The 25,654-nt window shown below is 73.5% G+C and carries 23 protein-coding genes and 3 pseudogenes; 13 read left to right on the top strand and 13 right to left on the bottom strand.

The genetic code is table 11. The features are described from left to right. Positions 1–15 precede the first annotated feature (15 nt). The gene (locus ACJ6WD_RS39135; protein WP_376553582.1) at positions 16–474 is read right to left on the bottom strand and encodes an RrF2 family transcriptional regulator; all 459 of its coding nucleotides are present in this window, start codon (positions 472–474) and stop codon (positions 16–18) included. A 451-nt stretch (positions 475–925) separates the two neighbouring features. On the opposite strand from ACJ6WD_RS39135, the gene ACJ6WD_RS39130 reads away from it, so the two are divergent. Further along, positions 926–1,804 carry a glutathione S-transferase C-terminal domain-containing protein gene (locus ACJ6WD_RS39130; RefSeq protein ID WP_407617625.1) on the top strand — a complete coding sequence of 293 codons (879 nt, stop codon included), beginning with the start codon at positions 926–928 and terminating at the stop codon, positions 1,802–1,804. A 12-nt stretch (positions 1,805–1,816) separates the two neighbouring features. Here ACJ6WD_RS39130 and ACJ6WD_RS39125 read toward each other — a convergent pair whose 3' ends face one another. Further along, positions 1,817–3,121 carry a cytochrome P450 gene (locus ACJ6WD_RS39125; RefSeq protein ID WP_407617624.1) on the bottom strand — a complete coding sequence of 435 codons (1,305 nt, stop codon included), beginning with the start codon at positions 3,119–3,121 and terminating at the stop codon, positions 1,817–1,819. A 265-nt stretch (positions 3,122–3,386) separates the two neighbouring features. On the opposite strand from ACJ6WD_RS39125, the gene ACJ6WD_RS39120 reads away from it, so the two are divergent. The 3 genes from ACJ6WD_RS39120 (at position 3,387) to ACJ6WD_RS39110 (ending at position 6,776) form a co-directional block, all read left to right on the top strand. Beyond that, on the top strand, positions 3,387–4,466 hold the full coding sequence (locus ACJ6WD_RS39120) for a VanZ family protein (RefSeq protein WP_407617623.1): 1,080 nt from the start codon (positions 3,387–3,389) through the stop codon (positions 4,464–4,466). A gap of 97 nt (positions 4,467–4,563) precedes the next feature. After that, positions 4,564–6,189, top strand: coding sequence for a helix-turn-helix domain-containing protein (locus ACJ6WD_RS39115; protein WP_407617622.1), 1,626 nt, complete (start codon positions 4,564–4,566; stop codon positions 6,187–6,189). Continuing rightward, positions 6,189–6,776 (top strand): hypothetical protein, encoded by a 588-nt coding sequence (locus ACJ6WD_RS39110; RefSeq protein ID WP_038524441.1) that lies wholly within the window; start codon positions 6,189–6,191, stop codon positions 6,774–6,776. Before ACJ6WD_RS39115 ends, ACJ6WD_RS39110 begins: the two co-directional genes overlap by 1 nt. 117 nt (positions 6,777–6,893) lie before the next feature. On the opposite strand, the pseudogene ACJ6WD_RS39105 reads toward ACJ6WD_RS39110, so the two are convergent. Then, positions 6,894–7,202: pseudogene (locus ACJ6WD_RS39105) on the bottom strand (TetR-like C-terminal domain-containing protein); the annotation flags it as partial. 69 nt (positions 7,203–7,271) lie between these two features. On the opposite strand from ACJ6WD_RS39105, the gene ACJ6WD_RS39100 reads away from it, so the two are divergent. Further along, complete coding sequence (locus ACJ6WD_RS39100; protein ID WP_407617621.1) at positions 7,272–7,910, top strand: SRPBCC family protein; 639 nt, start codon at positions 7,272–7,274, stop codon at positions 7,908–7,910. A 56-nt stretch (positions 7,911–7,966) separates the two neighbouring features. Here ACJ6WD_RS39100 and ACJ6WD_RS39095 read toward each other — a convergent pair. After that, positions 7,967–8,374, bottom strand: a pseudogene (locus ACJ6WD_RS39095) (RidA family protein). Positions 8,375–8,688: 314 nt separating this feature from the next. On the opposite strand from ACJ6WD_RS39095, the gene ACJ6WD_RS39090 reads away from it, so the two are divergent. The 3 genes and pseudogenes from ACJ6WD_RS39090 to ACJ6WD_RS39080 form a co-directional block, all read left to right on the top strand. Beyond that, entirely contained in the window at positions 8,689–9,213 is a 525-nt protein-coding gene (locus tag ACJ6WD_RS39090) for a DUF4232 domain-containing protein (protein WP_331247510.1), read from the top strand. Between the two features lie 40 nt (positions 9,214–9,253). Continuing rightward, the gene (locus ACJ6WD_RS39085) at positions 9,254–9,529 is read left to right on the top strand and encodes a hypothetical protein (RefSeq protein ID WP_376553561.1); all 276 of its coding nucleotides are present in this window, start codon (positions 9,254–9,256) and stop codon (positions 9,527–9,529) included. Positions 9,530–9,673: 144 nt separating this feature from the next. Next, positions 9,674–10,636, top strand: a pseudogene (locus ACJ6WD_RS39080) (PLP-dependent cysteine synthase family protein); the annotation flags it as partial. A 164-nt stretch (positions 10,637–10,800) separates the two neighbouring features. Here the strand turns inward: ACJ6WD_RS39080 and gntA are convergent. Continuing rightward, complete coding sequence (gene gntA, locus ACJ6WD_RS39075) at positions 10,801–11,490, bottom strand: guanitoxin biosynthesis heme-dependent pre-guanitoxin N-hydroxylase GntA (protein WP_016576872.1); 690 nt, start codon at positions 11,488–11,490, stop codon at positions 10,801–10,803. A gap of 569 nt (positions 11,491–12,059) precedes the next feature. On the opposite strand from gntA, the gene ACJ6WD_RS39070 reads away from it, so the two are divergent. Both ACJ6WD_RS39070 and ACJ6WD_RS39065 read left to right on the top strand, forming a co-directional pair. Beyond that, positions 12,060–12,941 carry an alpha/beta fold hydrolase gene (locus tag ACJ6WD_RS39070; protein WP_233661871.1) on the top strand — a complete coding sequence of 294 codons (882 nt, stop codon included), beginning with the start codon at positions 12,060–12,062 and terminating at the stop codon, positions 12,939–12,941. Positions 12,942–13,278: 337 nt separating this feature from the next. Then, a complete protein-coding gene (locus tag ACJ6WD_RS39065) occupies positions 13,279–14,415 on the top strand; it encodes a DUF4185 domain-containing protein (RefSeq protein ID WP_038524451.1) in 1,137 nt (378 codons plus the stop codon). A 57-nt stretch (positions 14,416–14,472) separates the two neighbouring features. On the opposite strand, the gene ACJ6WD_RS39060 is transcribed toward ACJ6WD_RS39065, so the two are convergent. Continuing rightward, positions 14,473–15,642, bottom strand: a complete 1,170-nt coding sequence (locus ACJ6WD_RS39060) for an anhydro-N-acetylmuramic acid kinase (protein WP_407617630.1) — start codon at positions 15,640–15,642, stop codon at positions 14,473–14,475. Positions 15,643–16,071: 429 nt separating this feature from the next. On the opposite strand from ACJ6WD_RS39060, the gene ACJ6WD_RS39055 reads away from it, so the two are divergent. Further along, entirely contained in the window at positions 16,072–16,704 is a 633-nt protein-coding gene (locus ACJ6WD_RS39055) for a PepSY domain-containing protein (RefSeq protein ID WP_407617620.1), read from the top strand. Positions 16,705–16,796: 92 nt separating this feature from the next. Here ACJ6WD_RS39055 and rdmE read toward each other — a convergent pair whose 3' ends face one another. The 3 genes from rdmE to ACJ6WD_RS39040 all read right to left on the bottom strand — a co-directional run bounded on the left by rdmE (position 16,797) and on the right by ACJ6WD_RS39040 (position 19,630). Next, positions 16,797–18,395 carry an aklavinone 12-hydroxylase RdmE gene (gene rdmE, locus ACJ6WD_RS39050; protein ID WP_407617619.1) on the bottom strand — a complete coding sequence of 533 codons (1,599 nt, stop codon included), beginning with the start codon at positions 18,393–18,395 and terminating at the stop codon, positions 16,797–16,799. Between the two features lie 184 nt (positions 18,396–18,579). Continuing rightward, complete coding sequence (locus ACJ6WD_RS39045) at positions 18,580–19,263, bottom strand: NAD(P)H-dependent oxidoreductase (RefSeq protein WP_331247514.1); 684 nt, start codon at positions 19,261–19,263, stop codon at positions 18,580–18,582. A 34-nt stretch (positions 19,264–19,297) separates the two neighbouring features. Continuing rightward, positions 19,298–19,630, bottom strand: coding sequence for a helix-turn-helix transcriptional regulator (locus ACJ6WD_RS39040; RefSeq protein WP_233661868.1), 333 nt, complete (start codon positions 19,628–19,630; stop codon positions 19,298–19,300). 134 nt (positions 19,631–19,764) lie between these two features. On the opposite strand from ACJ6WD_RS39040, the gene ACJ6WD_RS39035 reads away from it, so the two are divergent. Beyond that, positions 19,765–20,727 carry an NAD(P)H-dependent flavin oxidoreductase gene (locus ACJ6WD_RS39035; RefSeq protein ID WP_407617618.1) on the top strand — a complete coding sequence of 321 codons (963 nt, stop codon included), beginning with the start codon at positions 19,765–19,767 and terminating at the stop codon, positions 20,725–20,727. A gap of 31 nt (positions 20,728–20,758) precedes the next feature. On the opposite strand, the gene ACJ6WD_RS39030 is transcribed toward ACJ6WD_RS39035, so the two are convergent. Both ACJ6WD_RS39030 and ACJ6WD_RS39025 read right to left on the bottom strand, forming a co-directional pair. Then, positions 20,759–21,466, bottom strand: a complete 708-nt coding sequence (locus tag ACJ6WD_RS39030; protein ID WP_407617617.1) for a response regulator — start codon at positions 21,464–21,466, stop codon at positions 20,759–20,761. Then, positions 21,463–22,734 (bottom strand): sensor histidine kinase, encoded by a 1,272-nt coding sequence (locus ACJ6WD_RS39025; RefSeq protein ID WP_407617616.1) that lies wholly within the window; start codon positions 22,732–22,734, stop codon positions 21,463–21,465. The genes ACJ6WD_RS39030 and ACJ6WD_RS39025 overlap by 4 nt, the downstream gene beginning before the upstream one ends. 205 nt (positions 22,735–22,939) lie before the next feature. On the opposite strand from ACJ6WD_RS39025, the gene ACJ6WD_RS39020 reads away from it, so the two are divergent. Then, positions 22,940–24,490, top strand: coding sequence for a nitrilase-related carbon-nitrogen hydrolase (locus tag ACJ6WD_RS39020; RefSeq protein ID WP_376553556.1), 1,551 nt, complete (start codon positions 22,940–22,942; stop codon positions 24,488–24,490). 22 nt (positions 24,491–24,512) lie between these two features. Here the strand turns inward: ACJ6WD_RS39020 and grpE are convergent, their stop codons facing one another. Then, positions 24,513–25,166: a nucleotide exchange factor GrpE gene (grpE, locus tag ACJ6WD_RS39015; RefSeq protein WP_407617615.1), complete on the bottom strand. Its 654-nt coding sequence runs from the start codon at positions 25,164–25,166 to the stop codon at positions 24,513–24,515. Beyond that, positions 25,163–25,654, bottom strand: a 492-nt coding sequence (locus ACJ6WD_RS39010; protein WP_407617614.1) for an Hsp70 family protein, incomplete at its 5' end; no start/stop codon positions are given. The genes grpE and ACJ6WD_RS39010, both read right to left, overlap by 4 nt.

Below are 25,654 nucleotides of genomic sequence, written 5' to 3'. Positions count from 1 at the left end.
TCACGGACCCGTGGGCTACGGATTCGTCCAGGAGGCCGGATCGCGGGTCAACGCCAGCACCTCGTCCGGGAGTTCCGCCGACGCCACGTCGGCCAGCGACACGCCGTCGAGGATCTGCCGGACGTTGGCCCGCAGGGCGATCCACAGCGGGAGCAACGACTCGGCGGGCCCGCTGTACGACAACTCCGGTGGCCGCACGCCGCGCACCGACACCAGCGGCCCGTCCACCACCCGGATCACGTCCGCGATGCTGATCTCCTCCGGGGCCTTGGCCAGGCGGTACCCGCCCTTGCCGCCGCGCTGGCTGAGGACCAGGCCGCCGCGCCGCATGTCGTTCAGGATGCCTTCGAGGAACTTGTGCGGGATGTCCTGGGCGTCGGCGATGGCCTCCGCCTTGAGCGGGCCCCCGTCCCGGGCGTGCGCGAGTTGCAGGGCGGCGCGCACCGCGTAGTCCGCTCTGGCTGAAATCCGCATGCCGGCATTATCCCCGAGCGCACCGGGCCCGGGGCGGGGCGCCCACCCCACCACGCTCCCGCACCACGCACCACCAGCCACCCCACCAGCTCCATCGGACCGGCGCACCACCCTTGACGCAGCCCTGTGCCGCCTCGACACTCAAGGCGGGAACCCTAGTGAACGGGTGGGAAACCATGGGGCAAGCAGAGCGGGACGGCGACCGCGCGGGACGCGCGGACCGGCCGCTTCCCCTCCTCACCTCCCGCCGTCACATCGATCTGCTGCGCGTCTGCAGCGCGGCGTAGTCCCCCCACGAGGCGCCGGCGGACCGGTTCCCCTGACGCCGCGCCACCCGCCGGGCCCGGCCCCTGCCCGGCCGCACCGTGCGTCCGCCCGCCCGGGCCCGCCCGTGCGCCGCCAGGTGCCCGCCCGCACGTCCACGCACCGGACCTCGCACCCAGGGACACGTATGACCACCACCTTCGCCGCAACCGCCGCCGACCCGGCCTTCCGGGGCCGGATCGGCTCCGACGCACGCAGCGGCCACTACCCCGTACCGCACCGCTACCGACTCCACCTCTCCCCGTCCTGCCCGCACTGTCTGGGCATCGCCATCACCCACGGCCTGCTCGACCTCGGCGACACCCTGCCCGTGACGCGGCTGCCCGCCGTCCCCGACGCCCCGGACTGCGGCTACGCCGCGCTCCGCCCCCTCTACGAGGCCAGCGCCCACCAGTACCGCGGACCGGCCGCGGCCCCGGTGCTCAGCGACGACTGGACCGGACGGATCGTCAGCACCCACGCCCCCGACATCCTCCACGACCTGGCCGAGCGGTTCGCCGGCCCCGGCCCCGACCTGTACCCGGCGCCCGCCCGGCACGCCATCGACGCGCTGGCGCACCGCTGCGAGCAGGACATCAACCAGGCAGCCCAACAGGCCGGCTGCCTCGGCAGCGACCACCCCGGCTACGCGTCCGCCCTGGACACCCTGCTCGGCGCACTCGCCGCACTGGAGCAACAGCTCGCCGACCGCCCCTACCTCCTTGGCTCCGAACTGACCGCAGCAGACGTCCAGTTGTGGGTGACCCTGGTCCAACTCGACACCGTCCACCGCTGGCACCTCGACGCCGCGGCGGTGCAGCGCATCGCCGGCCACCGCCACCTGTGGTCCTACGCCCGTCGACTGGCCGCCCGCCCCGCCTTCGCCCGCCCCCTCGACCTGGACGCCATCGCCCGTCGCCACCACGCCCGTTGCCTGGGCCGGGAGGCCGCCGGCGCGGCCGTGCAGATTGTGGACTGGACGACGGCCCCCACCCCCGGCCGGCACGTCACGCCGGCGCCGCACTGACCCCCCACCGGCTCACGTCGCCACCCGTAGCGGCAGCGACTTCAGCCCGTTGATGAAGTTCGACACCAGCCGCGGTGGCGGTCCGGCGACCGCCACCGCGGGCAGCAGCGCGCAGGTCTCCTCGTAGAGCACCCGCAGCTGCAACCGGGCAAGGTGCGCGCCCAGGCAGACATGCGGACCGTCCCCGAACGAGACGTGCGGGTTCGGGGCGCGGCCCAGGTCCAGCCGGCCGGGTTCGGCGAACACCCGCTCGTCGTGATTGGCCGAGGCGTGGAAGACCACGACCTTGTCGCCGGCGCGGATCCGCCGGCCGGCCAACTCCGTGTCGACCGCGGCGGTGCGGCGGAAGCTGAGCACCGGCGGGTGCCAGCGCAGCAGTTCCTCCACGGCCGGGCCCATCGGCACCGCGCCGGTGCGCAGCGCCGCGTAGGCGTCCGGATGCCCGGCGAGCGCCGACAGTCCGCCCGGCGCCGCACTCCGCACGGTGTCGTTGCCCGCGATGGTCAGCAGGAAGAAGAACATCTCCAGCTCGGGAACGGCCAGTTCGCGGTCGGCGGCCAGTACCGTCATCACGTCGTCGCCCGGGTGCCGCCGCTTGTGCGCGGCCAGTTCGCGGGCGAACGCGAACATGTCCTGGAGCATCGCGGGGGAGCGCGGGTCGACGGGCCGGCCGCTCGCGCCGGTCACCGCCGGGCCGGCCTCATCCGGGTCCTGATAGCCGATGACCCGCCGGGTCCAGTCCAACAGCAGACCGCGTTCGGTGGGCGGCACGCCCAACAAGTCGGCGAGGTTGCGCAGCGCGTAGTCGTCGGTGACGGTCCCGACCAGGTCGCACACCCCGTCGGCAGCCCGTGCCGCGTCCACGGCCGAGGCCAACAGGGTGCGTGCCCGATCCCGTACGGAGTTCTCGAAGCGGTCGACCCGGCGCGGCGTGAAGGCGCGGCTGACCAGGCGCCGCAGTCGGTTGTGCTGCGGAGGGTCCTGATTGAGCATCATGCGCCGGATGAACGGCAGGTCGGCGGGGGCGGGGTCGCGGATCTGGGTGGCTCCCAGACGGGACGAGAAGGTCCGCGCGTCCTTCAACACCCGGACCACGTCCCGGTGCCTGGTCACCGCCCAGAACCCGGGGCCGGCCGGCCAACCCAGCACTTCCGGCTCGTCCTGCCAGGCCACCGGGTGGTGGTCGCGGAGCAGCCGGTACGCGTCGTGCGGCAGCCCGGTGGCGTAGCGGCGCGGATCGAAGACGTCGGGCACGTCCGGGGACCGGGCCGGCTCCCGGCCGGGCACCCGCCCGGCCCCGCCGGTGCTGCCGGTCACCCGGCCACCGGCCCGCCGCCGGCCGCCCGGTCGGCGCACCCTCCGCGCACCGCGATGACCTCGTGCGCACCCCGACCGTGCAGGGTGTGCGGCAGGACGAAGGAAGCCACGCGCTCTCCCGCTGTGTTCCGAGCCGGGCACCGCCGGCGGACGGACGACCACGACCACCCTGGCCCCGCCCGCACCGCCCCGCAAGGGCGCCCCGCCCACCGGCGTGATTTGGCATGATGCCCCGTCGCCCCGGATCGAGGCATGGGAGAACCACGTGATCGAAGCAGCCGTCGGAGCATTACCGGGACTCCTGCCGGCGTTCCTCGTCCTCGCCGCGGTCCTGGGGGCGGGCGCCGCTGCGCTGAGCAGGGCGAGGGGCGCCCCGGTCGCGTTGTCCGTGCTGTGTGCGGTCGCCTTCGCCGGCGTGCTCGTCGTCACGATGCCGCCGGGAGGCGGCGGATCGGGACAGGGCGGGTCCTGCGACGTCGGCCTGCCCGGATGGGCCTTCCTGGGCTCGGAGTCGGCACGGCTGAACATCGCGCTGTTCGTCCCGCCGAGCCTCCTCGCCGTCCTGCTCTTCCGCCGCCCGGTCACGGTCCTGGCCGGATGCCTGCTCCTGACCGGCGGCATCGAACTCCTCCAGGGGACGACCGAACTCGGCCGCGCGTGCAGCTACGACGACCTCAAGGCGAACGCCCTCGGCGGGTGCCTCGGCGTCCTCCTCGGCGTCGTCGGCCTGTGGGCCGCCCGGCACCGCTGCCCGCTGACCCGCCGGGACGCCCTGCGCGGTGCCGCCGCGGCCGCGCTCGGCGGATCACTGCTGGTGGGGGCGTTCGTCGTGGCCGTCGAACCGTCCGACGACGAGGCCCGGGCGCAGGCACGACGCGTCGAGTCGGGAGGACAGGAGAACTGGCTCGACGGGGCCGCCACCGACCTGTTCGGTGGCGGCAACTCGGCCATGGCGGTGCGGCGGAAGCGGCTGCCCGATGGCGGCTGGCGCCTGACCGTGGAAGTCGAGCGGCGCGGCTCGTTCGTCGTCCGCTGGCCGGAACGCCGGCTCGAACGCTTCGCGTGGCCGGCTGGGGACGGCCCCGCCGGTGACACCGGTGCGCTGCCCGCCGCTCGGGCCCGTGCCGCCGGCGACCGGTTCGTGCGGAAGTGGTTCCCGCAGGTGGCGGCCGAGGCCACGTCCCTCCCGTCGCAGGACGAACGGCGCGGTCACGTGCTGCGCTACCGGTACACCGCGCCGGACGCCGCGGAGCCCGGGACGTTGGAGGTGCGGGTGTCGCCCACCGGCCGGGTGGTGGAACTGACGACGCACGGCGCTCCGGGGCCGGAGCCGGATCCCGCCTGAGGATCGGTGCCCCGTTTGCCTCATACCTGCCAAATGAAAGGCGAGGCGCTGCCCAATGCAGCGCCAGAATGCGGCTAGGCTGGGGTAGGTTTGAGCCATGAGTGAGGGTCAGCTCGACAGTGTTGAGGCTTTGCTGGAAGAAGCGCGGCTCATGGCGCGCATGCCGGAGCCCGCGGAACGATTGCGGCTGCGCGAGGCGGCTGGGTTGTCGCGGGCCCAGGTGGCGACCGCCGTCGGTGTGGGGCGGCAGACCGTCGCCAACTGGGAGTCCGGCGAGACGGACCCGCAGCCGCCCGGGCGCATCAAGTACCTGCGGCTGCTGGAGGGGCTCGCCCAGATTCACCCGGCACCGGCCCGGTCAGCAGCGCGGGATCCGGAGCCCGTGGCCGTCACGCACTCCGCGCCCGGTGCCGCGGTGGCGCCGGACTTCGCGGCCCAGACTGCCTGGCGGCCGGACGGCCTGGCCGTCCAGGGCGAGCCCGGTCCGTGCGTCCGCTGCGGTGTGCCGACGCCCTTCCAGTCCACCGACGGCCGCCCGCTGCACGCCGGCGCCATGTGTCAGCCCCCGGCCGTCAACCCGCAGGCCAGCGCCCCCGCGCCGACCGCCCTACCGCCCCAGGCGGCCGTCGTCCAGGCAGTCGTCGCCCAGGCTCCGGTCGCGAGCCCCCGGACCGCGCCGGCCCCCAGCCCCACCCCTGCGCGGGTGCCGTCGCGGCCGCAGCGCCGGGCCCAGTCGTCCGCTCGTGCGCAGGCGGAGACCAACACGTTGATCGCCGGTGCGGTGCATGAGGAGTTGGAGCGTGCCGAGGGTGATGCGGATGTCGCGTTGCAGGCGTTGGTGAAGCGGGCGATTCCGGATGTGATGCGGTTGTTCGAGGAGACGCGGGCGACGGCGCGGTACCAGTACACGGCGTATCCGTCGCTGCCGGACATCCTGCACAAGCCCTCGAAGCGGGAGCCGGACCAGATCTGGGAGGCCCGCCCCAACTTCCACCACCCCCACTACTCCCTCAAGGCCCCCGGCGACGTCCACGTCACCGCCCTGGACGCCAACGCCGCGTACCTCTCCGCCCTCAAGTGCTGGCTTCCGATCGGCAAGTTGGAGCACCACGCCGGTGACGACGGCGTCGATCCCAAGCGTGCGGGAGTCCATCTCGTCACCCCCGCACCGTGGGACCACCCGCACCTGCCCGACCCGCTCGGCGACCGTGAGGAGCCCGGCGCCCTGTGGATCACCGACGCGACGTTGCGTCTGCTACTGCGCCTGTCGGGCCCGAAGTACGCTCTGATCGAGGCGCCGACGGTGCACGAGTCGTGGACGTCGGGTGCGACGGAGAACTTCCTCGACGCCCTGCGCAAGGTCCTGGCCGCCGCCCGGGAGACGGCCCTGGCCGAGGACGACTGGATCACCGAGGGGTATGTGAAGGCGATGTACTCGAAGTTCATCTCGACGATGGGGGAGTCGATCCACAACCGCGAGATCCAGCGCCCGGACTGGATGCACATCATCCACAGTCAGGCGTACGCCAACCTGTGGGGCAAGGCGTACAAGGCCCACCAGGCGGGGCTGGAGGTCATCGCGATGATGGGTACCGACGAACTCCATCTCGCCGGTGACTGGCGGCAGGTCTTCACCGAGGGGCGCGGCCTGGCCCAGATGAAGATCAAGCACAGTGACGCCAAAGCCTCCGGTGAGTACACCGTCGGCCGGGTGGCCCGCTGATGGCCCTGGATTCGCGGTGGCGCCGGATCGGCCACTACGGCGCCCGGGCCCTGCCCGGCTGGGTCTGCACCGCCGAAGGCATCGACCGCATGGTCACCGGCATCGAATCCCCGGTCACCTCCGAGCGTGGTCTGTCCGCCCGCCTGCGGTACCTGACGGCGTCCGACGCGGGCTACGAGGCGATGGACCGCGCCGGTATCCACGTCCGCCCCCGCACCCTCATGGCCTGGTTGGCCGAGGAACGCATGCCCAGCAAGGCGAACCTCGCGCGCCTGGACGTGGCGTACTGGGACCTGCGGCGCCGCAACGTGGTCGCCGACCTCAAACGTCGCCTCACCAACCGTGGTCGCGGGACCCGCGTCGAGATCGATCCCGCCGACCAGTCGCAGGTGGACCCGCGTCACCGCCGGGAGGTGGAGACGCGTTCGATCAATGTCCGTGGGCTGATCTGGGATCGGGCCGTCGATGCGTGGATCGCGCACGACGCGCGGGAACTCGAAGCGATCTGGGACGAGATCATCCAAGGTGGCCTGGGCACCGACTGGGACGCCTACACCTACGTCTCCTCCGTCGGCTGGGCCGCCTGATCACCACACCACGCCGGCCCGGAGTCGTCCCGTTCGCCGCGATCGCTGCATCGTCGAGGCCGACTTCGGGCCTTCGCGCGTCGACGTTCCCGTCCCGTCCCGTCTCCGTGCCCGACGTCAGGCGTCGGGTGTCAGCAGGTCGTCCAGTTCGGCCGCGAAGAGCAGGGCGGGGTCGAGGTCCATTCCGGCGAAGTGCCCGGCGAGTTCGAGGGACAGGGCGCCGTGCAGGCGGGTCCAGAAGGCCAGTGCCTGGCGGAGGGCGGCGGGGGAGGCGGGGTGGCCCTCGGCCCAGCCCCGGTGTCCTTCCAGGTGGGTGGTGAACGGCGTGGTCGGGCCGTCCGTGGTGCGTGCCGCACAGGCATCGAGCAGGGTGGTCATGATCTCGGAGGAGATCTCGGTGGTGTCGTCGGGCGCGCGGTAGCCGGGCGCGGCACGAGCCGGCGCCCGCACGCCCGGTGCACCACGCCCACCGGTCAACAGGCAAAGGGGAACGCCATGTTCGACAGTCGTCACACCCGTGTCCGCGCCGCCCTGTGCGCCATTCCGCTCGTCGTCGGCATCCTCGGCACCGCCGCCGCCCCACCCGCCGCGGCCGGCTCCCGCGATCCGGATGCCTCCCTGACCTGCCGCGGGAGGGGTGTCGACCCCGACGCGCGAGTGCGCTACAAGACCGAGACGCTGATCCACGCGCCCCTGCGCACCATCTGGAAGGTGCAGACCGACGTGGCGCGTTGGCCGTCCTGGCAGGCGTCCGTCGCGACCGCGGAGCGCCTCGACCACGGCCCCTTCCGCTCGGGTTCGGCGTTCCGCTGGACGATGCCGGTTCCCCCCAACCCCTCAACTCCCGCCACCCGCCTGGAGATCACCTCGACCGTCGAGCAGCTCAAGCGCAACTCCTGCATCCGCTGGACCGGTCCGGCGATCGGGGAAGGGCTGCGCATCGACGGCGTCCACGTGTGGAACTTCACCCAAGTCAAGGGCGGCGTCCGCGTGAGCACCGAGGAGACCCACACCGGCGCCCAGGTCGACGCGGACGTGCCCGCCGCCACCGCCATCCTGCGCCAGGGCCTGGACGCCTGGCTGAGTGAGCTGAAGGCCGCCGCCGAGGCGATAACTACCCACCAGCCGGGCTGAGTTGCCGAAGGGTCGGACCTGCGACGGCGTTCTCCGCCTGGGCCTGCCGGTCGGTGTCAGGCGATGACCGCGACGGCTTCCACCTCGACCAGGTGCTCCGGGACGTCCAGCGCTGCCACGCCCAGCAGGGTGGCCGGCGCGACCGGAGTGCACCCCAACGTCTCGCCGGCCCGGGCGATCCCCGCCAGGAGCAGGGGCATCTTGTCGGGGGTCCAATCCACCACGTGGACGGTCAGCTTGGCCACGTCCTCGAAGGACGCGCCGGCCGCGGCCAGGGCGGTGCCGACGTTGAGGTAGCACTGCTCGACCTGGGCGGCGAGATCGCCTTCGCCGACCGTGACGCCCTGGGCGTCCCAGGCGACCTGTCCGGCGACCTACACCAGTCCCGATCCGGATGCGATCGACACCTGCCGGTAGGCGTCGATCGCGGGCAGTCCGTCGGGGTTCACCAGGGTGGTGGCCATGCTGTTGCCTCCTCGTCGCACGAGACCCTGTGGTCTCCAGTGGTGACTCGGGCACCGTAGGAGAGTGACTCCTGACATGGGAGGACGCACTTTTCGGTGACGGGGGAACCTCGTGGTGACCAAGCAGGTCAAGGGCTCGTTCGGCGGTGTGGCGGACCGGACGCGTCCGAGCATCGACGTGACGGCGAACAGGCGGAACTCTGGCCCATTCGTGACGGACTTATGACATTTGTCGGCCCGGCGGGAGGGGAGGAATGGAGGTGACCAGGGTCCGGCGGATCACCCGTCAACCGCCGAGCGAAAGTGGAGTGTTCATGATGCGTACCCGTGGGAAGATCGTCGTCACCGCTGCCGCCGTCGCGCTGGTGGGCGCGGTGGGAGTGGGCGGGGGAGTGGCGCAGGCTTCGTCCCCGACGGCCGCGGCGGCCGGCAAGGGGATGCCCTCCGCATGCCGTCCCGCGAACCACACCGCCAAGATCACCCCGGCCCCCGCCACTTCCGGGCACCACCACTACCGCGTCACGCTGACCGCGGCGCCCGGCTACGACCCGTGCGAGCTGGCCGGTTCGCCGATCGACGTGCGCTTCTACCACCACGGTGTCCTCAGGGGCGTCACCGCCGGCCACTACGGCCCGCAGGGCACGGTGGTGACCTTCGGCCCGGGGCACCCGGTGCACTTCGACATCCAGGTGCCCAACAGCGCCGGCGGCACCTCCGCCGACGAGGCGACCTTCACGCTGAAGGCCCCCGGAGGCGTGATCCCCGGTGAGTCCAGCGCCAACGGCCGGCTCACCGTCGACGCCGGCACCGTCATCGGCCCGGTCCGGCCCGGCGCGTAGTCCCGCCGGGCACGTCGAGCCGAACTCGTAGGCTCGGCGCATGACGTGGACCGAGACCGAGTACCTGGAGATCCTGCACGGCGAGCGGCGTCGCTACGCGTGGGTGATGCGGCGGCACGGCGCGCTGCCCGACGCGGAAGCCCGGGAGGCGGCCCTGCGGAACTATCCGTACGAGCCGAGCGACGCTCCGTACCGCGGTCTCGTCTTCCACGACGAGGCGTGGCACTGGGCGATGTCGGCGATCCACGGCGCGCGGTATCCGGTCGAGCATCCCGCGTTGCTCCAGCCGTCGCCTGAGTACCTGGCCCTCGACTGACCGGCGGGCAGCGCGGGTTCCGCCGGGCCCGGGCTTGCGGGGCAGGTCCGCGGAGCGGTCGTCCGGTCCTTCGTTCGGCGGTCGCGCACGCGGTGGCCGGCGGCCTGCTCCCGGGCCGTCGGGCATTTCCGGCAGACTGCTGCGATGGACGTCTACGCATCCCTCGCCGACATGGTGGGGAACACCCCGCTGGTACGCCTCAACCGCATCACCGAGGGCCTTGCCGTGCCGGTCTACGCGAAGTTGGAGTACGTCAACCCGGGCGGGAGCGTCAAGGACCGCATCGCCCTGTCCATGGTGCGGGCCGCCGAGGACGCCGGACTGCTGCGGCCGGGCGGCACCATCGTGGAGGCGACCTCGGGGAACACCGGGGTGGGCCTGGCCATGGTGGCGGCGCAGCGCGGCTACCGCTGCGTGTTCACCCTGCCGGAGAAGAGCAGCGCCGAGAAGGTGGCTGTGTTGCGCGCCTACGGTGCCGAGGTGGTGGTCTGCCCCGGCGACGTGCCCCGCGAGCATCCCGACCACCCCAGGGCGGCGGCGGAGCGGTTCGCCCGGACCACGCCCGGCGCGTGGTTGGCCGACCAGTACAACAATCCCGCCAACCCGTGCGCGCACCGCGGCAGTACCGGTCCGGAGCTGTGGCGGCAGACGGAGGGACGGATCACGCACCTGGTGTCGGGCGTCGGCACCGGCGGCACGATCAGCGGCACGGGCGGCTACCTCAAAGAGGTGAGCGACGGCCGGGTCCGGGTGATCGGCGCCGACCCGGAGGCGTCCGTGTACTCCGGCGGGCCCGGCACCGCGTACGCGGTGGAGAGCATCGGCCTGTTCCGCCACCCCGAGACGGTGGACGACTCCTGGCCGGAGTCGTTCCACACCGACGTGGTGGACCGGTTCGAGCGGATCAGCGACCGCGACTCGTTGTTGACCGCCCGCCGACTGGCCCGTGAGGAGGGACTGTTGGTGGGTGCGTCGGCCGGTACCGCGGTGGCCGCGGCCCTCCGGGTCGCCGTCGGGCTCGGTCCGGACGACCTGGTGGTCGTGGTGATTCCGGACTCCGGCCGCAACTACCTGAGCAAGGTCTTCGACGACGGGTGGCTGCGCGAGCAACTCGGCGACGACGCGACCGTCGGCGGGGCGTAGGGCGGGTCCGACGCGTCGCACGGGCGGTCGTCGGCGTCGCGGAGCGGCCCGCGGGCGCGGAGCCCAGCGGCTCCGGCAGGAGGGTCGGACGGCCCGGTGGGTGTGCGGGCCGCCCGAACACGGGGTGGCTAGGCGCCGGACGGGGCGAGTTCCCGCTCGCGATCGGTCTCGCGGGCGGCGAAGGGGCACTGCCAGTCGGCGGGCTTGGGGCGTCCGGAGTAGCGGCGGGTCTCGGAGAGCTCCTCGTACTCCGTCAGGTTGGGATTGATGTCGCCCTGCAGCTTGATGTCCTGCTTGCGTATCTTCTCCGCGAGCCGGTCCCACATGCCGGCGCCCTTGATGTGGGCGAACTGCTCGTGGGAGTTGAAGGCCAGCATCGGGAAGGGAGGACGGCGGCCCCACCGGCGGTGGGTCTCGTGCAGGCCGATCACGAAGAACGGATGGCCGGCGACGCTGTAGGCGAACTCCTTGGCCTGCGGATCCGACGCGTAGCCGTCGGCCCAGCGATGGGTCTCGGCGTCCGTCTCGTGCAGTAGTTGCAGATGTTCCCAGAGGAGTTCCTCGAACCGCAGCTCATCCACCCCCCTCGGTCGCTCGAAGGTCGCGATGAAGCTCGTGAACGAGCGGGCGCTCCAGTTCGCCCCGTTCACGAACTCCGCAAGGTCGAGCGCCATCAGCCGAGCCGATTCGGCGCCCCCCAGCAGGTCATAGTGCCGGTGTGTGATGCCGCCCTGGCGCCAGGCGGAGCGTCCCGCCAGGCAGGCGAACCGGTCGCCCAGGATGAACTGCTCGACCTGCTCACGCGCATCCGACGTCATGGCCAGCCTTCCTTCCACCAACGTGCCTCCTCGTAAGGGAGATCATCTCCTTCAGGCATCCGAAAGCGCCCACCCCACAGCGGCCGGAACCGGTCCACGGCAGCAGGCATCGCGGCTGCGCGGACCGGACCCGGTTCGCGGAGAACGGGGAAGGTCGCTGAGTGATTGTGACCGCCTAGGGCCGCTCGGCGAAATCCCCTCCGCGACTCCGTCGCGACGAATTCCTCACATCGCCGGACGGACACGGGCATTTTTCCGACCGATTCCCCGGCGAGGGGTGTCACGGGCCGCCGACGAGGGCCGTCCGGCGAGCACCGCAGGGCAGCGGGCCGCCCCTGCGGAGGGTCCGCCGGGGCCTGGCACTCGGGGCGCGACCAGTGGTTTTCCCCCTTTCTCGCCCGATGACGGATGTGAGGGGCGCAGGCCGGTCCCGTTGCCGTCGGGGTGGCGGACGCCGGCGGCTCCGGCGGAGCGACGCCCTGCGGGGAAGCCGACGTCGCGTCCCGTCGCCGCGCGCGACACGGGGAATGGGGATGCGCGGCGGCTGCCGGCCCTGGCAGGCTGCGTGCATGCCGCTCGTTGACGTGTCGCCCGGAGTGTCCCTCGCCCATGAGACCTTCGGTGATCCCCGTGACGCCCCCGTTCTGCTCGTGATGGGCTTCGGCTCCCAGATGATCGCCTGGCACGAGGACCTCTGCCGCGCGCTCGCGGACCGCGGGCGCTACGTGATCCGGTACGACAACCGCGACTGCGGGCTGTCCACGAAGTTCGACGGGCACCCCGTCGACATGGGTCGGTTCATCGCGGCGGTGAGCTCGGGAGACCTCCCCTCCGCCCTGGCGATGGTGCCCTACCGGCTCCAGGACATGGCTGACGACGGTCTCGGCCTGCTCACCGCGCTCGGCATCGAGCGGGCGCACGTGGTGGGCGCCTCCATGGGCGGGATGATCGCCCAGACGATGGCCATCAGCCATCCGGAGCGGGTACTGACGCTGACGTCCATGATGTCCTCGACCGGCGAAGGCGCGTACGGCCAGCCCACCCCGGAAGCGCAGGCGGTGCTCTTCAGCCCGAAGCCGGCGGACCGCGAGGGGTACGTCGCGGCGGCGGACCGGGAACTGGTGTGGGCCTCCAAGCGCTACGGTGACGCCGCGGCCCTGCGGGAGTTGGCGGCGCTCAGCTACGACCGTTCCCATTACCCCGCCGGGATCGGGCGTCAGCTCGGCGCGATGATCCTCAGCGGTTCACGGGCGGACGCGCTCCGGGAGCTGCGGGTGCCGACGCTGGTCCTGCACGGGCTGGACGACACGCTGATCGATCCCAGCGGCGGGCGACGCACCGCGGACCTGGTGCCCGGGGCCGAACTGCGGCTGATCCCCGACATGGGGCACGACCGCCCGCGCGCTCTCTGGCCGCAGCTTCTCGACGCCCTGGAGCACCACACGAGCTGACGGTCGAGCGGCGAACGGCGGGCCGCCCGCGACCGGTTGGGGCCGTGGCGGGAGGTGGACGGGGCCCCGCCCATCAGCGAGGTCATCGTCATGTCATCGCCGTTTCATCGGTGCTGGCTAGCTTCGACGCGCGTCGGGAACGGCGTCGGCGGTCCAGGCGCGCACCTCGCCGGCATCGGCGGCGGCCGGCGGCCAGCCCGGATGCGACGGCACGTCCAGTGCCTCCGCAGTCCGCCGTTCACGTGATCGGGAATCCCAACTACCGCCCTCGGCAAGGACAGTGGCGCCGAGGGCAGCTCCTCGTACCCGTCAGTTGGCTCTGAAAGGCATCGATGCAATGACACGTCCATCGGACGAGCGGGACGCGACGGTCGGCGGGCACTCCCGCCGCAAGCTCCTCAAGATCGGTATCGGCGCCGCGGTGGGGGCCGGGGTCATCGGTTCGACCGCCGGCGTGGCGCGGGCCGGTGGGCCCAACGATCCTTCCAGCCCGACCATCGCCTACAAGGTGAAGAACCTCAGCGGTCCGGCCGAGACCGGTCCGTTCGCCTCGCCGTGGACGGACCTCGGCATCCCCGTGCGCTGTCCGAACGGCACCATGCTGTTCGTCGGTGGCGACACCTTCAACGGCGACCACGTCCCGCAGCCCGGCGAGCCCGCCGACGACTGGCGGGCCCCGGTCGGCCTGCGTTCCAACAGCGCGGACCTGAACAACCTGCGCATCGACGGCAGCGTCGGCGGCGGCCACGCCAACAGCCTCGTCGACGAGCCGCACAACCCGGTCGGCGACAAGGCCACCACGGCGATCCCCTCCGACGTGTTCGTCGTCGACGGCGTCATGTACATGCACCTCATGCGCGGTGTCATCTACGACACCCACCACACGGACTTCTGGCGCTCCACCGACAACGGCGAGACCTGGCAATACCTGTGCCAGTGGCCCGCCGACCTGCACGGCGGCCAGTTCCAGCAGAAGACCTACGCGGTGGCCGACGACGGCTTCTGCTACGTGCTGTCCACGGTCTTCAACCGCGAGGTGGAGTCGGGGATGCTCCTGCACCGCGTGCGGAAGGACAGCCTCGGCAACCCCGGCGCCTACGAGCCGTGGGGCTACGCCGACGGCGCCTGGCGGTGGGGCGCGCCCCCGACCACCGTCTTCGGCGTCCGCAAGTGGGGCGAGATCTGCTTCCGCGCGATGGACGGCAAGTACGTCCTCACCTGGCTGAACATGAACGCGCTGTCGATCCGGGCGATGGTCTTCCCGCTCCCGACGTCCGACCTGACCAGGACGCTGGAGCAGACCATGATCCTGCCCGGCGCTCCGGGCCAGGAGGTGGGCAACCTCGTCGCCAGCCCGTACGGCGGATTCGTCGTCCCCGGTTCGACGTTCGGCGACTTCCACATCGTCGTCAGCCAGTGGTACGACCCCAGGAACTACCGGTTCATGCAGTACAAGGTGCACATGCTGTCCTGAACTTGCGCGTCCCGTGCGGGCCCCGCCCTCGGGCCGGGCCCGCACGGGACGCCGGCCTCACGTCGCGATCCGCAGGACGCGCGGGGGACGGGGCGCTGGTGCGGGGAGGTGGAGCGGCGTGCGGCCCGGGGTGATGCTTCCGAGGAGGGTGGCCCGTCGGGCGCCGGTGCCGGCCGGCACGGTGCCGGGCAGCCCGTGGAAGGTGAGGAAGCCCAGGACGGCGAAGGCCAGGGCCTCCTTGGCCATGGCGGGCAGGCCGAGCGCGTCGCTCGGACGCAGCGGCACGTCGGGAAGTTCCTCGGCGAGCATCCGCAGGAGGGTCGGATTGCGGGTCCCGCCCCCGGAGACGATCAGTTCGGTGACGCGGTGGGCGCGGCAGGCGTCGCCGACGGTGACGGCGGTCAGCCGGGTCAGGGTGGCCAGGACGTCGGCGGGGTCGAGTCCCGGCGTGCTGTGCAGCGTTCGCCGGAGGTAGGGCAGGTGGAAGTGCTCCTTGCCGGTGGTCTTGGGGGCGGGCCGGCGGTAGTACGGGTCGGCCAGCAGTCGGCGCAGCAGGTCGGGGTCGGTCCGGCCGGCGGCGGCCCGGTGTCCGTCCCGGTCGCAGTGGGCTGCGCCGCCGGTGAAGTGGTGGACGGCGGCGTCCAGGAGCGCGTTGGCGGGGCCGGTGTCGAAGGCCAGCGGCGCGGCGTCGGGGGCGACGACGGTGATGTTGGCGATGCCTCCGAGGTTGAGCGCCGCCGGTGTGCCGGGGAGCGCACGCAGCAGGAGGGCGTCCGTCATGCTGACCAGTGGGGCGCCCTGTCCGCCGGCGGCCACGTCCCGGCTGCGGAGGTCGGAGACGACGGGCAGGCCGGTGCGTTCGGCGATCCAGGCGGGTTGGCCGAGTTGGAGCGTGCCGCGGACGGTTCCGTCCTCAACCCAGTGGTAGAGCGTCTGGCCGTGGGAGGCGACGAGGTCGGCGGCGTCGGCGCACAGCTCGTGCCGGGCGCGTTCGGCGGCGTCGGCGAAGGCGTGGCCGATGCCGGTGTCCAGGGCGCAGACGTCCCGTGCGGTGGTGGTGGCCGGGGGCAGCGTGGCGGCGAAGAGGTTCCGCAGGTCCTCCGGGTACGGGGCGGAGAGGTGTCCGAGGGGGCGCAGGTGCAGGGTGTCGCCGTGCAGGGTGAGGTCTGCGGCGGCGGCCTCGATGGCGTCGTGGGAGGTGCCGGACATCAGACCGATCACGCGCAGGGCGTCGCCGGGTGCGCGGGCCGCGGTGCGGGCGGGGCGGGAGGGCGGCATGGGGCCTTCCTGCCGTCGAGGGGGACGGGCGGTGCGGGGCGGTGCGGTGGTTGTGGGTGGCGGCGCGGGTCCTCCTCAGCATGCCGTCAACGAGGGGGAGTTGCGCCCGGGGAACGGGCAGCGGCGGGTGCCCGTCCTGCCGGCCGGCACGGTCCGCTCCGGGGCGGACCGCCCCGATCGCCGTGCGGCGCACCAGCGCGAACGCGGGGCCGGGCGCGGGCGCCGGCACCGGCCGCCCGGGGGAGCGGAAGCCACCTGAAGGAATCTTCAGGTGGCTTCAGTTGGGCTTCAGGTGGGTTCGGCCACTGTGGTGGCACAGCGTTCGACAGCGCCGGCCCCGGAGGACCGGGGTCGCGCCCCACCATCGGAGGAGAACCCATGAAGCGCCACCTCGTCATCGCCACCGCCGCCGCGGTAGCCCTGCTTGCCGGTGGCACGGTCACCGCCGTCGCGGTCAGCGCTGACGGCTCCGGCGGCAGCGCTCCGGCGACGGCACCGACCGGCGGGCACGGCCGCCCGGACGTCGAGGACCTCCAGGAGGCCCGCGCGGCCCGGGTGACCGCCGCCCAGGCCGCCTCCGCCGCCCTCCAGGCCGTCCCGGGCAAGGTTTCCGAGCTGGATCTGGACCGCGATCGTCCGGGCCTGGTGTGGGACGTGGACGTGCTGGGCGACGACGGCCGGTGGCACGAGATCACCCTCGACGCGCGCACGGCCCGGGTGGTGAGCCAGCGCGTCGACCGCGGGGACGACGACGATCACGCGCGGGAACGCGCCACCCTGGTCGGTGCCCGGACGGGCGCCGTCGACGCGGTCCGGAAGGCCGCCGCCGGGCACGGCACGGTGACCTCGGTGGAGTTGGCCGACGGCCACGGCGCCACGCCGGTGTGGGAGGTCGAGACCGTCACCGGCGACGGCACGGAGCACGAACTGCTCGTCGACCCGCACACCGGCGCCCTGCGCACCGTCTCCCCGCGTGCCGCGGACGACGGCCACGACGGCGGTGACGACTGAGCCGGCGGCACCGGTGGGCCGGGGCCGGACGCAGGAGGCGCCGGCCCGCCTGCGCCCGGGGGCGGCCCGGTGGGCGCGCCACCGGCCCGTGCCTACCGCGACAGGACCGCCGTGAGCGCCCGGTGCAGGGCCTGGGCCGGATCGCCCGGTGCTTCGGCGGTCCGCCAGGCGACGACGCCGTCCGGCCGGACCAGGCTGGCGCCCGACGGGCCGATTCCGTAGCGGGCGAGGAACGCGCCGGTCGGGTCGGTCAGTTGCTGACCGATGACGTGGGACCGCACGCTCGTGCGGAGGCGCGCCGCGACCTCGGCGGCGACGCCCGACCAGAAGCCGCCCTCGGCACCGGACAGCAGCACGAAGCCACGGCCGAAGAGGTGCACCGTGGACGTCGTGCCGCCGTCGTGGTGCAACCACACGTGCGGCGCACGGAATCCCGGTCGGCCGCTCGGCCGGTACGGATCCTCGGAGTCGGCGGGGTCGTCGTCCTCGGTGAGCACCGCGGACGAGCGGTAGCGGAAGCCGAGCGTCACGGGCAGCGTGCCCTGTTGGTCGGTGGCCGGCTCGGGCTCGGTGCTCTCGCCGGCCGGTACGGCCCCGCGGCCGGCGAGCAGCTTCAGCGCCGCGGCGACGACCCGTTCGGCCATCGGGCGGCGCTCGGCGTCGTAGGAGTCGAGCAGCGCCGTCCCGGCCGACGAGTCGAGGACCGCGGCGAGCTTCCAGGACAGGTCGTACGCGTCGCCGATGGCGGTGTTGCCCCCCAATCCGCCGCTCGGCGGGGTCACTTTGGCGGCATCCCCGGCCAGCAGCACCCGCCCCACCCGGAACCGGTCCGCCACGCAGGCCGCCATTTCCCACGGCTGCACGGCCTTGATCTCCGGTCGCAGGTCCGGCAACTCGGTGACCCGGCGGACCAGTTCGGTACAGCGCTCGGGGGTGAAGTCCGCCGGTGACGTCCCGTCGGCGAGGTCGTGGGCGATGCTGTAAAGGTGTCGGCCGGCGGTGTGGTCGAGGGTGAGAAAGATGCCGCTGGCCTCGTCGGCGTGGAGCACGTGCAGGGTCGGTTCCCGGTCGGTCAGGTCACCGAGGTCGGCGTCGAAGATGATGCTGGTGTTGTGGCCCAGGCTGCCCGGGCCGTGCCGGTCGACGCCGAGTGCGCCGCGCACGCCGCTGCGGTTGCCGTCGGCGGCCACGAGGTACTCCGCGCGTACCCGGCTCGGTCGCTCGCCGGAGCGCCCGCGGAGCACCGCGGTCACGCCGTCGTCGTCCTGGTCGAAGGAGACCAGCTCGGTGTCGAAGCGCAGCGTGGCACCGAGCTCCTCGGCGCGCCGACGCAGCAGCGGCTCCAGCGCGTCCTGGCCGGCCGTGCCCAACGCGGCCGGGGACAGCGCGTCGAGGTCCGCGGGGTCGCTCTCCGAGCGCTCCTCGTGCAGGGTCGGCCCCCGCAGACTGGCCGCGATCCTGACCCGGAACATGGGCCGGCCGGGCGTGTGCGTCGGGACGGCGTCGGCGATGCCGCCGAACCCGAGCAGCTCCATCGTGCGTTGGTTCTGCCCCACCGCCCGGGGGAACATCGAGGTCCCGGAGCGCCGCTCGACCAACAGCACGTCGACGCCGCGCCCCGCCAGGAACATCGCGCTGGCCAGGCCGGCCAGTCCGGCCCCCACGACCAGTACGGACGTCCGCTCCGTCACGATCCTTCCCCCTTGCGTGAAGCCCGCTTCGGAGCGGGACGGATCCCTGTCAACTCCCCTCCACTCTAGGGGTGTTGTCGAAGAATGTGCCGTCCGGGCGGAGGCCGGAAGGGGAGGGCGGGCGTCCGCCGGTCGGGGGGATGGTGCAGGCGGGCCGCCGTGCGCGGGCGGTGCGGCTCGGGGATCAGTGCACGGTGGATCGTGCGGCCGTCGCGGTGCGCGCGGCGACGGCCTCGCGGACCGTCTCCAGTGCCGCGGCCCGGTCCTGCTCGGTCAGGCGGGCCGGCCCGTAGGTGATCACGGGGTCGAGGACCTGGTAGCCGACGAACTCCAGCATGCCGCGGTGTATGTGGAACAGGAAGTCGTCCATCGCGCCGAGGGCGCCGCCGGGTTGGAAGGACTCGCTGGGGCCGCCGGTCGTGAACAGCAGCATCGCCCGCTTCCCGGCGAGCGCGGCGTCGCCGAAGAGTCCGTAGTCCCCGCCGAAGACCCCGCCCATCACGAAGACCCGGTCCACCCAGCCCTTGAGGATGGCGGGCAGCGAGAACCACCAGAGCGGGAACGACAGGACCAGCAGATCGGCGGCGAGCAGCCGATCGAGGTGGGCCCTGACGGTCGCGTCGAGCGTCCCGTCCTTGATCGCGCGCTGCTGCTCGGCCTGCGGCTTGAAGTGGCCTTCCACCGGTGCGAATTCCGCGCGGTCGAGGACCGGTGCCCATGCGTCGGAGTAGAGGTCGAGCACGTCGACCCGGTACCCGGCGTCGCGCAGGGTCCGGGCCGTGGTGGTCATCTGGGCGGTGCTGAACGAACGGGCCTCGGGGTGGGCGTGCACGATCAGGGCGGTGGGCGCAGCATCGAAGGTCGACATGACGCAATCATATCGACGTATCGCGATGCGTCAATCAGATATTGGTGTCGATCGCCCGTGCCACCTGGGCCAGCCGTTCCTCGTTGCGCCGGTAGTGGGTCCACTTGCCCACCCGGGTGGGCAGCACGAGCCCGGCCCGTTCGAGCGTGCTCATGTAACTGGAGACCGTTGACTGCGCGAGCCCCGACTTCGCCTGGATGTGGGTGACGCACACCCCGACCGACCGGCGGTCCGCGATCGGCTCGTACGCCACGAAGTTCTCTTCGGGGTCCTTCAGCCACTGCATGATCTGCAAACGGGCGGGGTTGCCGAGGGCCTTGAACACCTCGATCAACTCGCCCGCCGCCGGTCCCGCCGTCGCACCCATGAGCCACCTCTCTCGCCAGGCATTCCGACACACCACGATATCTCGATGCCTGGGCGGGGCCGTGCCGGCGTGTCGGCCCCCTGCTCCCCGGGGAAGGTAGCCAGGACGGTCACGCGTACACGAGGAGGACGGTCATGACGTTGTCGACGGCGTTCACCGCGTCGTTCGGAGTCCGGCATCCGATCGCCCTGGCCCCGATGGGAGGGGCGGCCGGCGGTGCCCTGGCGGCGGCCGTTTCGCGCGGCGGGGGACTCGGGATGCTGGGCGCCGGCGGCGGGGAGCCGGCGTGGCTGGCGCGCGAACTGCCGCTGGTGGCGGGCTGCGGGAAGCCGTGGGGCGTCGGGTTCCAGTCCTGGGCGATCGGCATCGCCGCGGTCGAGCAGGCACTGGAGCACGACCCCACCGCGGTGATGTTCTCTTTCGGGGACCCCACCCCCTTCGTCGGGCGCGTCCGCGAAGCCGGTGCGGCGGTGATCGTCCAGGTGACCGATCTGGAGGAGACCCGGCAGGCGCTGGACCTGGGTGCCGACGTCATCGTGGCGCAGGGCACCGAGAGCGGCGGACACGGCGCCCGGCACGGCCGGTCGACGCTGCCCTTCGTGCCGGTCGTGGTGGACCTGGCGGCACCGGTGCCGGTGCTGGCCGCCGGTGGGATCGCGGACGGCCGGGGGGTGGCCGCCGCGCTGGTCCTGGGCGCCGCCGGAGCGCTCGTCGGCACCCGCTTCCAGGCGACGGCCGAGGCCCTCGTCGACGCCTCGACCGCCGAGGCGCTCGTCCGGGGAAGCGGACAGGACACCGAGCGCAACCGCATCCTCGACGTCGCCCGGAACTCCCGATGGCCCGCCAAGTACACGGCGCGCACCCTGGGGCACCCCTACCTCGACCGGTGGCGGGGCCGGGAGGACGAACTCGTGGCGGACCCCGGCGCGACCCGCCGGGCCTACCGTGCCGACGTGGCGAGCGGCGAGGTGCCGCCCGCACCGGTCTGGGCGGGCGAGGCCGTCGACCTCGTCACCGACCGGCCGCCCGCGGCCGACCTCGTCGCCACCCTGGCAGCCGAGGCCGGCGACGCCCTGGCCCGGGCCGGACGGCACTGACGGGCGACGAGCCGCGCCCCGGCGCCCCCGGCTACCGGGGCGCGTCCGGGCCGGGCCGGAGCAGGCCCGCCTCATGGGCCTGCAGGGCGGCCTGCACGCGGTTCTCCACCCCGAGCCGCGTCAGGATGCGGTTGACCCGGCTCTTCACCGTGGCCTGGGACAGCCCCAGTTCCTCGCCGATCTGAAGGTTGGAACGGCCCCGGGCGAGCAGTACCAGGACCTCCAACTCGCGGGCGGTGAGGGCGCCGACGCGCCGCTCGGCGTGGCCGGGCGGCGGCGCGGCGCCGGGCAGCAGTCCGGCGGGCAGCGCGGTGAAGGCGCCGATCAGGCGTTGCGTGACGCTGGGCGCGAGCATCGCCTCGCCGCCGGCCACCACCCTGATGGCGTGCGCGAGTTGGTCCGGCGGACTGTTCTTGAGCAGGAAGCCGCCGGCCCCGGCACGCAGGGCCGCGTGCACGTACTCGTCCAGGTCGAAGGTGGTCAACACCAGGACGCGGGGCGGCGGGCCGGGGTGCGGCCACTCGGCGTGCAGCCGGCCGGTGGCCTCGACGCCGTTCGTACCCGGCATCCGGACATCCATCACCACCACGTCCGGGCGCAGGGCGACGGCGAGCGCCACCGCCTCCGCGCCGTCCGCCGCGGTGCCGACGACCTCGAAGTCCGGGCGACGGCCGATCACCGCCCGCAGCGCGTCCCGGACCATCTCCTGGTCGTCGGCGAGGAGCACCCGGATCGTCATGCCGGAACCTCCAGCGGAAGGGCGGCGGACAGGCGCCAGCCGGCGCCGTCCGGGCACGGCCCGGCACGCACCGTGCCGCCGAACGCGCCGACCCGTTCGCGCACCCCCAACAGACCCCGGCCGGAACCGGGCGGCGGCCGGTGCCCGTCGCCCGCCGGGCCGTTCTCCACGCTCACCGTCACCGACGTCCCGTCCCGGTGCAGCACCACCCGCACGTCCGCGCCTCCGGCGTGCTTGAGGACGTTGGTGAGGGCTTCTTGGACGATGCGGTAGACCGACACCTGGAGCGCGGGCGGCAGGTCGCCCAGGGCCCCGTCCACCGTCGAGGTCACCCGGCAGCCAGCCGCCTCCACCGCCGCGAAGAGCCGGTCGAGGTGGCGCAGGGACGGCTCCTGGGCCGGGCCGACCAGGCCGTCCTGCTCCGCGGCCCGCTCGCCACCGGCCGTCAGCAGGCCCAGGATGCGCCGCATCTCGATCAGCGCGGTGTCGGCGGTCGTCGCGATCCGGGCCACGCCCCGCCGGCCGTCCGCCGGTGCCTCGGGGAGCACCTCCTCGGTGGCGCGGGCCTGGACGGCGATGGCGCTCACGTGGTGCGCGACCACGTCGTGCAGGTCGCGGGCGATCCGGGCCCGCTCCGCGACGACGGCCTGCCGGGCGTTGACGGCCCGCTCGGCGCGCAGCCGCTCGTTGGCGTCCCGCAGGTGGGTGTTGGCCTCGCCGAGCCGCTCGTTGAGGTCGCGCAGCCGGTCGGCCTGGAGCACGATCCGCCGCCGCCCGTACCCCACGAGCCAGGCGACCCCGTAGAAGACGACGAAGGTGGTGGCGGTGATCGGCTCCACCGAACCGGGCTGCGGCGGCCCGGTCCGGCCGGTGAGCAGGTCCGTCGTCACCGCGGTGGCCAGGGACAGCACCGTCCACAGCGCCCCGGTCGGCACCGGCGTGTACCGCGCCACCGCGTACACCGCGAAGACCAGCAGGTACGGGCCCGGGATCTTGCCCGGCACCGGATCCACCACCTCGAAGACGACGAACGCCGCGGTCATCGCGCACAGCACGGCCCGCGGCCGACGGCGCCGCCAGGCCAACGGCACCGTCTGGAGCCCCCACAGCAGCACGCCGAGCGGTCCCGGCGCCGGTGCGCGGGAGAGCAGCGTCAGCACGTCGAAGGCGGTCAGCCCGCCGCCCAGCGCGAGGTCGGTGAGCCAGCCGCGCCGCACGGCGAACCGGCGCCGGATGCCGCGCAGCGCGGCCGAGGGATGCGTGTCCATGACTGACCGCAAGGCTAACCAGCCGCACCGGCCCCGGCGATCCTGCCCGAGGAGGGAACGGGACACCGCCGACGCAACCAGGGTTGCGCGGGCCCCGCCCCGGATCCCCACCCAGGACGACGCCGCGAACCCCCCGGCCTCCCTAGCGTCGAGGTCCGACCGGAGCGCGCCACCCGGCGCCACCTCGAAGGGACCGACGCACCACGTGAACACCACGAACCCCGCCGGGCGGACGGACCGCACCGGCCTCCGCCGGCCCGCGCCCCGGGCCCGTTGGGCCTGGCTGACGCTGGGCACGGCCGCCCACCTCCTCGCCGTCGGCGGCCGCTGGGACATCGCCGCCGCGGCCTGGATCTTCCCCGTCCTGCTGCTGCGCTTCGCCCGCACGGGCCGGGCCTGGTCCGGCGCCCTGTGGCTGTGGCTGGCCAACACCGCGGCCGCGGTCGGCTGGTTGGCCGAGTCGGCGCTGATCACCCCCTTCACCCTGGCGGGCGCGGCCGGCCTGGCCGCCCTGCTGACCCTGCCGTACCTGCTGGACCGGCTGCTCGTCCGCCGGTTGCGCCCCTGGGCGGCGCTGCTGGTGTTCCCCGCGTCGGTGGCCGCGACGGAGTTCCTGATCACCCTGCTCTCCCCGTTCGGCACCGCCTACGGCTCGCAGGCGGCCACCCAGGTCGACGTGCTGCCGCTGCTGCAACTCGTCTCGGTCACCGGCTCCTACGGCATCGGCTTCCTCCTCGCCTGGTGCGCCACGGCCGTCAACGCGCTGTGGGAGGCGGCCTCGTGGCGCGCGGCCCGGCGCACCGTGGTCACCTGCGCGTCGGTCCTGCTGGCCGTCGTCCTCGCCGGCGGCGCGCGACTGGCCTTCTTCCCGCCGGACGGGCCGACGGTGCGGATCGCCGCCGTCACCGCCGACGCGGCCCTGATCCGGGCCCAGAAGGCCGCGTACGCCCGGGCCACCGGTGGGCGCGCGGACCTCGTCGCCCACCCGCCGCCGGGCCTCCGGGCGGCCCAGCGCGCCGTCCTGGACGGTCTGTTGGCCGCCACCCGGCGCGAGGCCGCGGCCGGCGCGAAGATCGTCGTCTGGCCCGAGCAGGGCGTGCGGGTGCTGGCCGCCGACGAGCCCGCGACGATCGCGGCGGCCCGGACGCAGGCCCGCCGCTCCCGGGTCTACCTGGAGATCGGCCTCGGCGTGCACACCGCCCGGCCACCCGCCTACGGCCGCAACGAGACGCTGCTGATCGACCCCGCCGGCACGGTGCGCTGGACATACCAGAAGGCCCATCCGATACCCGGCTCGGAGACCTTCGTCCCCGGCGACGGCCGGGTCCCGACCGCGGCGACCCCGTACGGCCGGCTGGCCAACGTCATCTGCTACGACGCCGACTTCCCCGGCATGATGCGGGTGCCCGCCGACATCATGCTGGTCCCCTCCCACGACTGGGCGGAATACGGGGGCGCGCACACCCGCAAGGCCGCCCTGCGCGCCGTCGAGGCCGGCTACGCGCTGGTCCGCCCGGACGCCGAGGGCGTCACGGCCGCCTTCGACGACCAGGGGCGGGTACTCGCCAGCACGGACTACTTCACCACCGACCGCCAGGCCACCGTGGCGTACGTCCCGGTGCACGGCACCACCACGGTCTACGACCGGATCGGCGACGGCTTCGCCTGGCTGTGCCTGGCCGGCGTCGGGGCGCTGCTCGTGGCCGGCGCGACCGCCGGCCGCCGCCCTTCGACGCTCACCCGAAGCACCGGCTGAAAGGGCGCGACCGGCCTGCCGGTCAGGTGAGTCGGCCGGCCGGGGGGCCCGGTCGTGCACCGGTCACGGACACCTCGGCGGGACGCAGCAGCCGGTCGCCGACCAGGAAGCCGCGGCGGACGACCTCGGCGCAGACCGCGGTGCCGTCCGGCGCGCCCCGGGCGGCCGGCCCGGTCCGCTCGGGCGGGGTGTAGGCCACGGCCTCGTGGACGGTCGGGTCGAACGGCTCGCCCACCGTGCCGAAGGACGTCAGGCCCAGGGACGCCAACTCCGTCTCCAGGACGTCGGCGACGCGCCCGAAGCCGTCCGTCAGCTGGCCCTGCTCGGCTGCCTCGGCGATCGCGTCCAGCACCGGCAGCAGCCGTGCCAGCACGTTGACCACGGCGACCTGACCGACCGCCAACCGGTCGCGGCGCACCCGCCGCCGGTAGTTGTCGAACTCGGCCTTGAGCCGTTGCAGATCGGCCGTGCGCTCGCGCAGTTCGGCCGCCAGCCGTTCGGCGTCGGGCACCTCGGCACCGCGCCGGGTGGGCCCCGGAGGCGCGGAGCGCCGGTCCGGCCGCGCCGGGTCCGGCTGCGCGCGGGGCGCCGAGGGCGCGCCTCGTTCCGGCCCGGTGCGCCCGACCAGGGCGAGCGGCGGGCGGGGGAGGCGGCCGACGTCGGTCGGACGGTTCATCGTCCGCCTCCTTCCTGCTTGTCGTCGTCGACGATCTCCGCGTCGACCACGTCGTCCTCGCCGCCCGCCCCGGCTTGCGCACCGGCACCGGCACCGTCCGGGCCGGTGGCCGACTGGGCCGCCTGGGCGTCGGCGTACATGGCCTGGCCCAGCTTCTGGGAGACGGTCGCCACCCTCTCGGACGCGGTGCGGATGGCCGCACCGTCCTCGCCCTTGAGCTTCTCCTTCAGCTCGCCGACGGCGGACTCGACCTCGGTCTTGACGTCGGCGGGCACCTTGTCCTCGTTGTCCTTGAGGAACTTCTCGGTCTGGTAGACCAGTTGCTCGCCCTGGTTGCGGGTCTCGGCGGCCTCGCGCTTGCGACGGTCGTCCTCGGCGTACTGCTCGGCGTCGCGGACCATCCGGTCGATGTCGTCCTTCGGCAGCGAGGAGCCGCCGGTGACGGTCATCTTCTGCTCCTTGCCCGTGCCCAGGTCCTTGGCGGTCAC

It is taken from the genome of Streptomyces sp. VTCC 41912, assembly GCF_045799175.1.
GTDB lineage: Bacteria > Actinomycetota > Actinomycetes > Streptomycetales > Streptomycetaceae > Streptomyces > Streptomyces albulus_C.
This window is presented reverse-complemented; position numbering and strand designations above follow the sequence as displayed.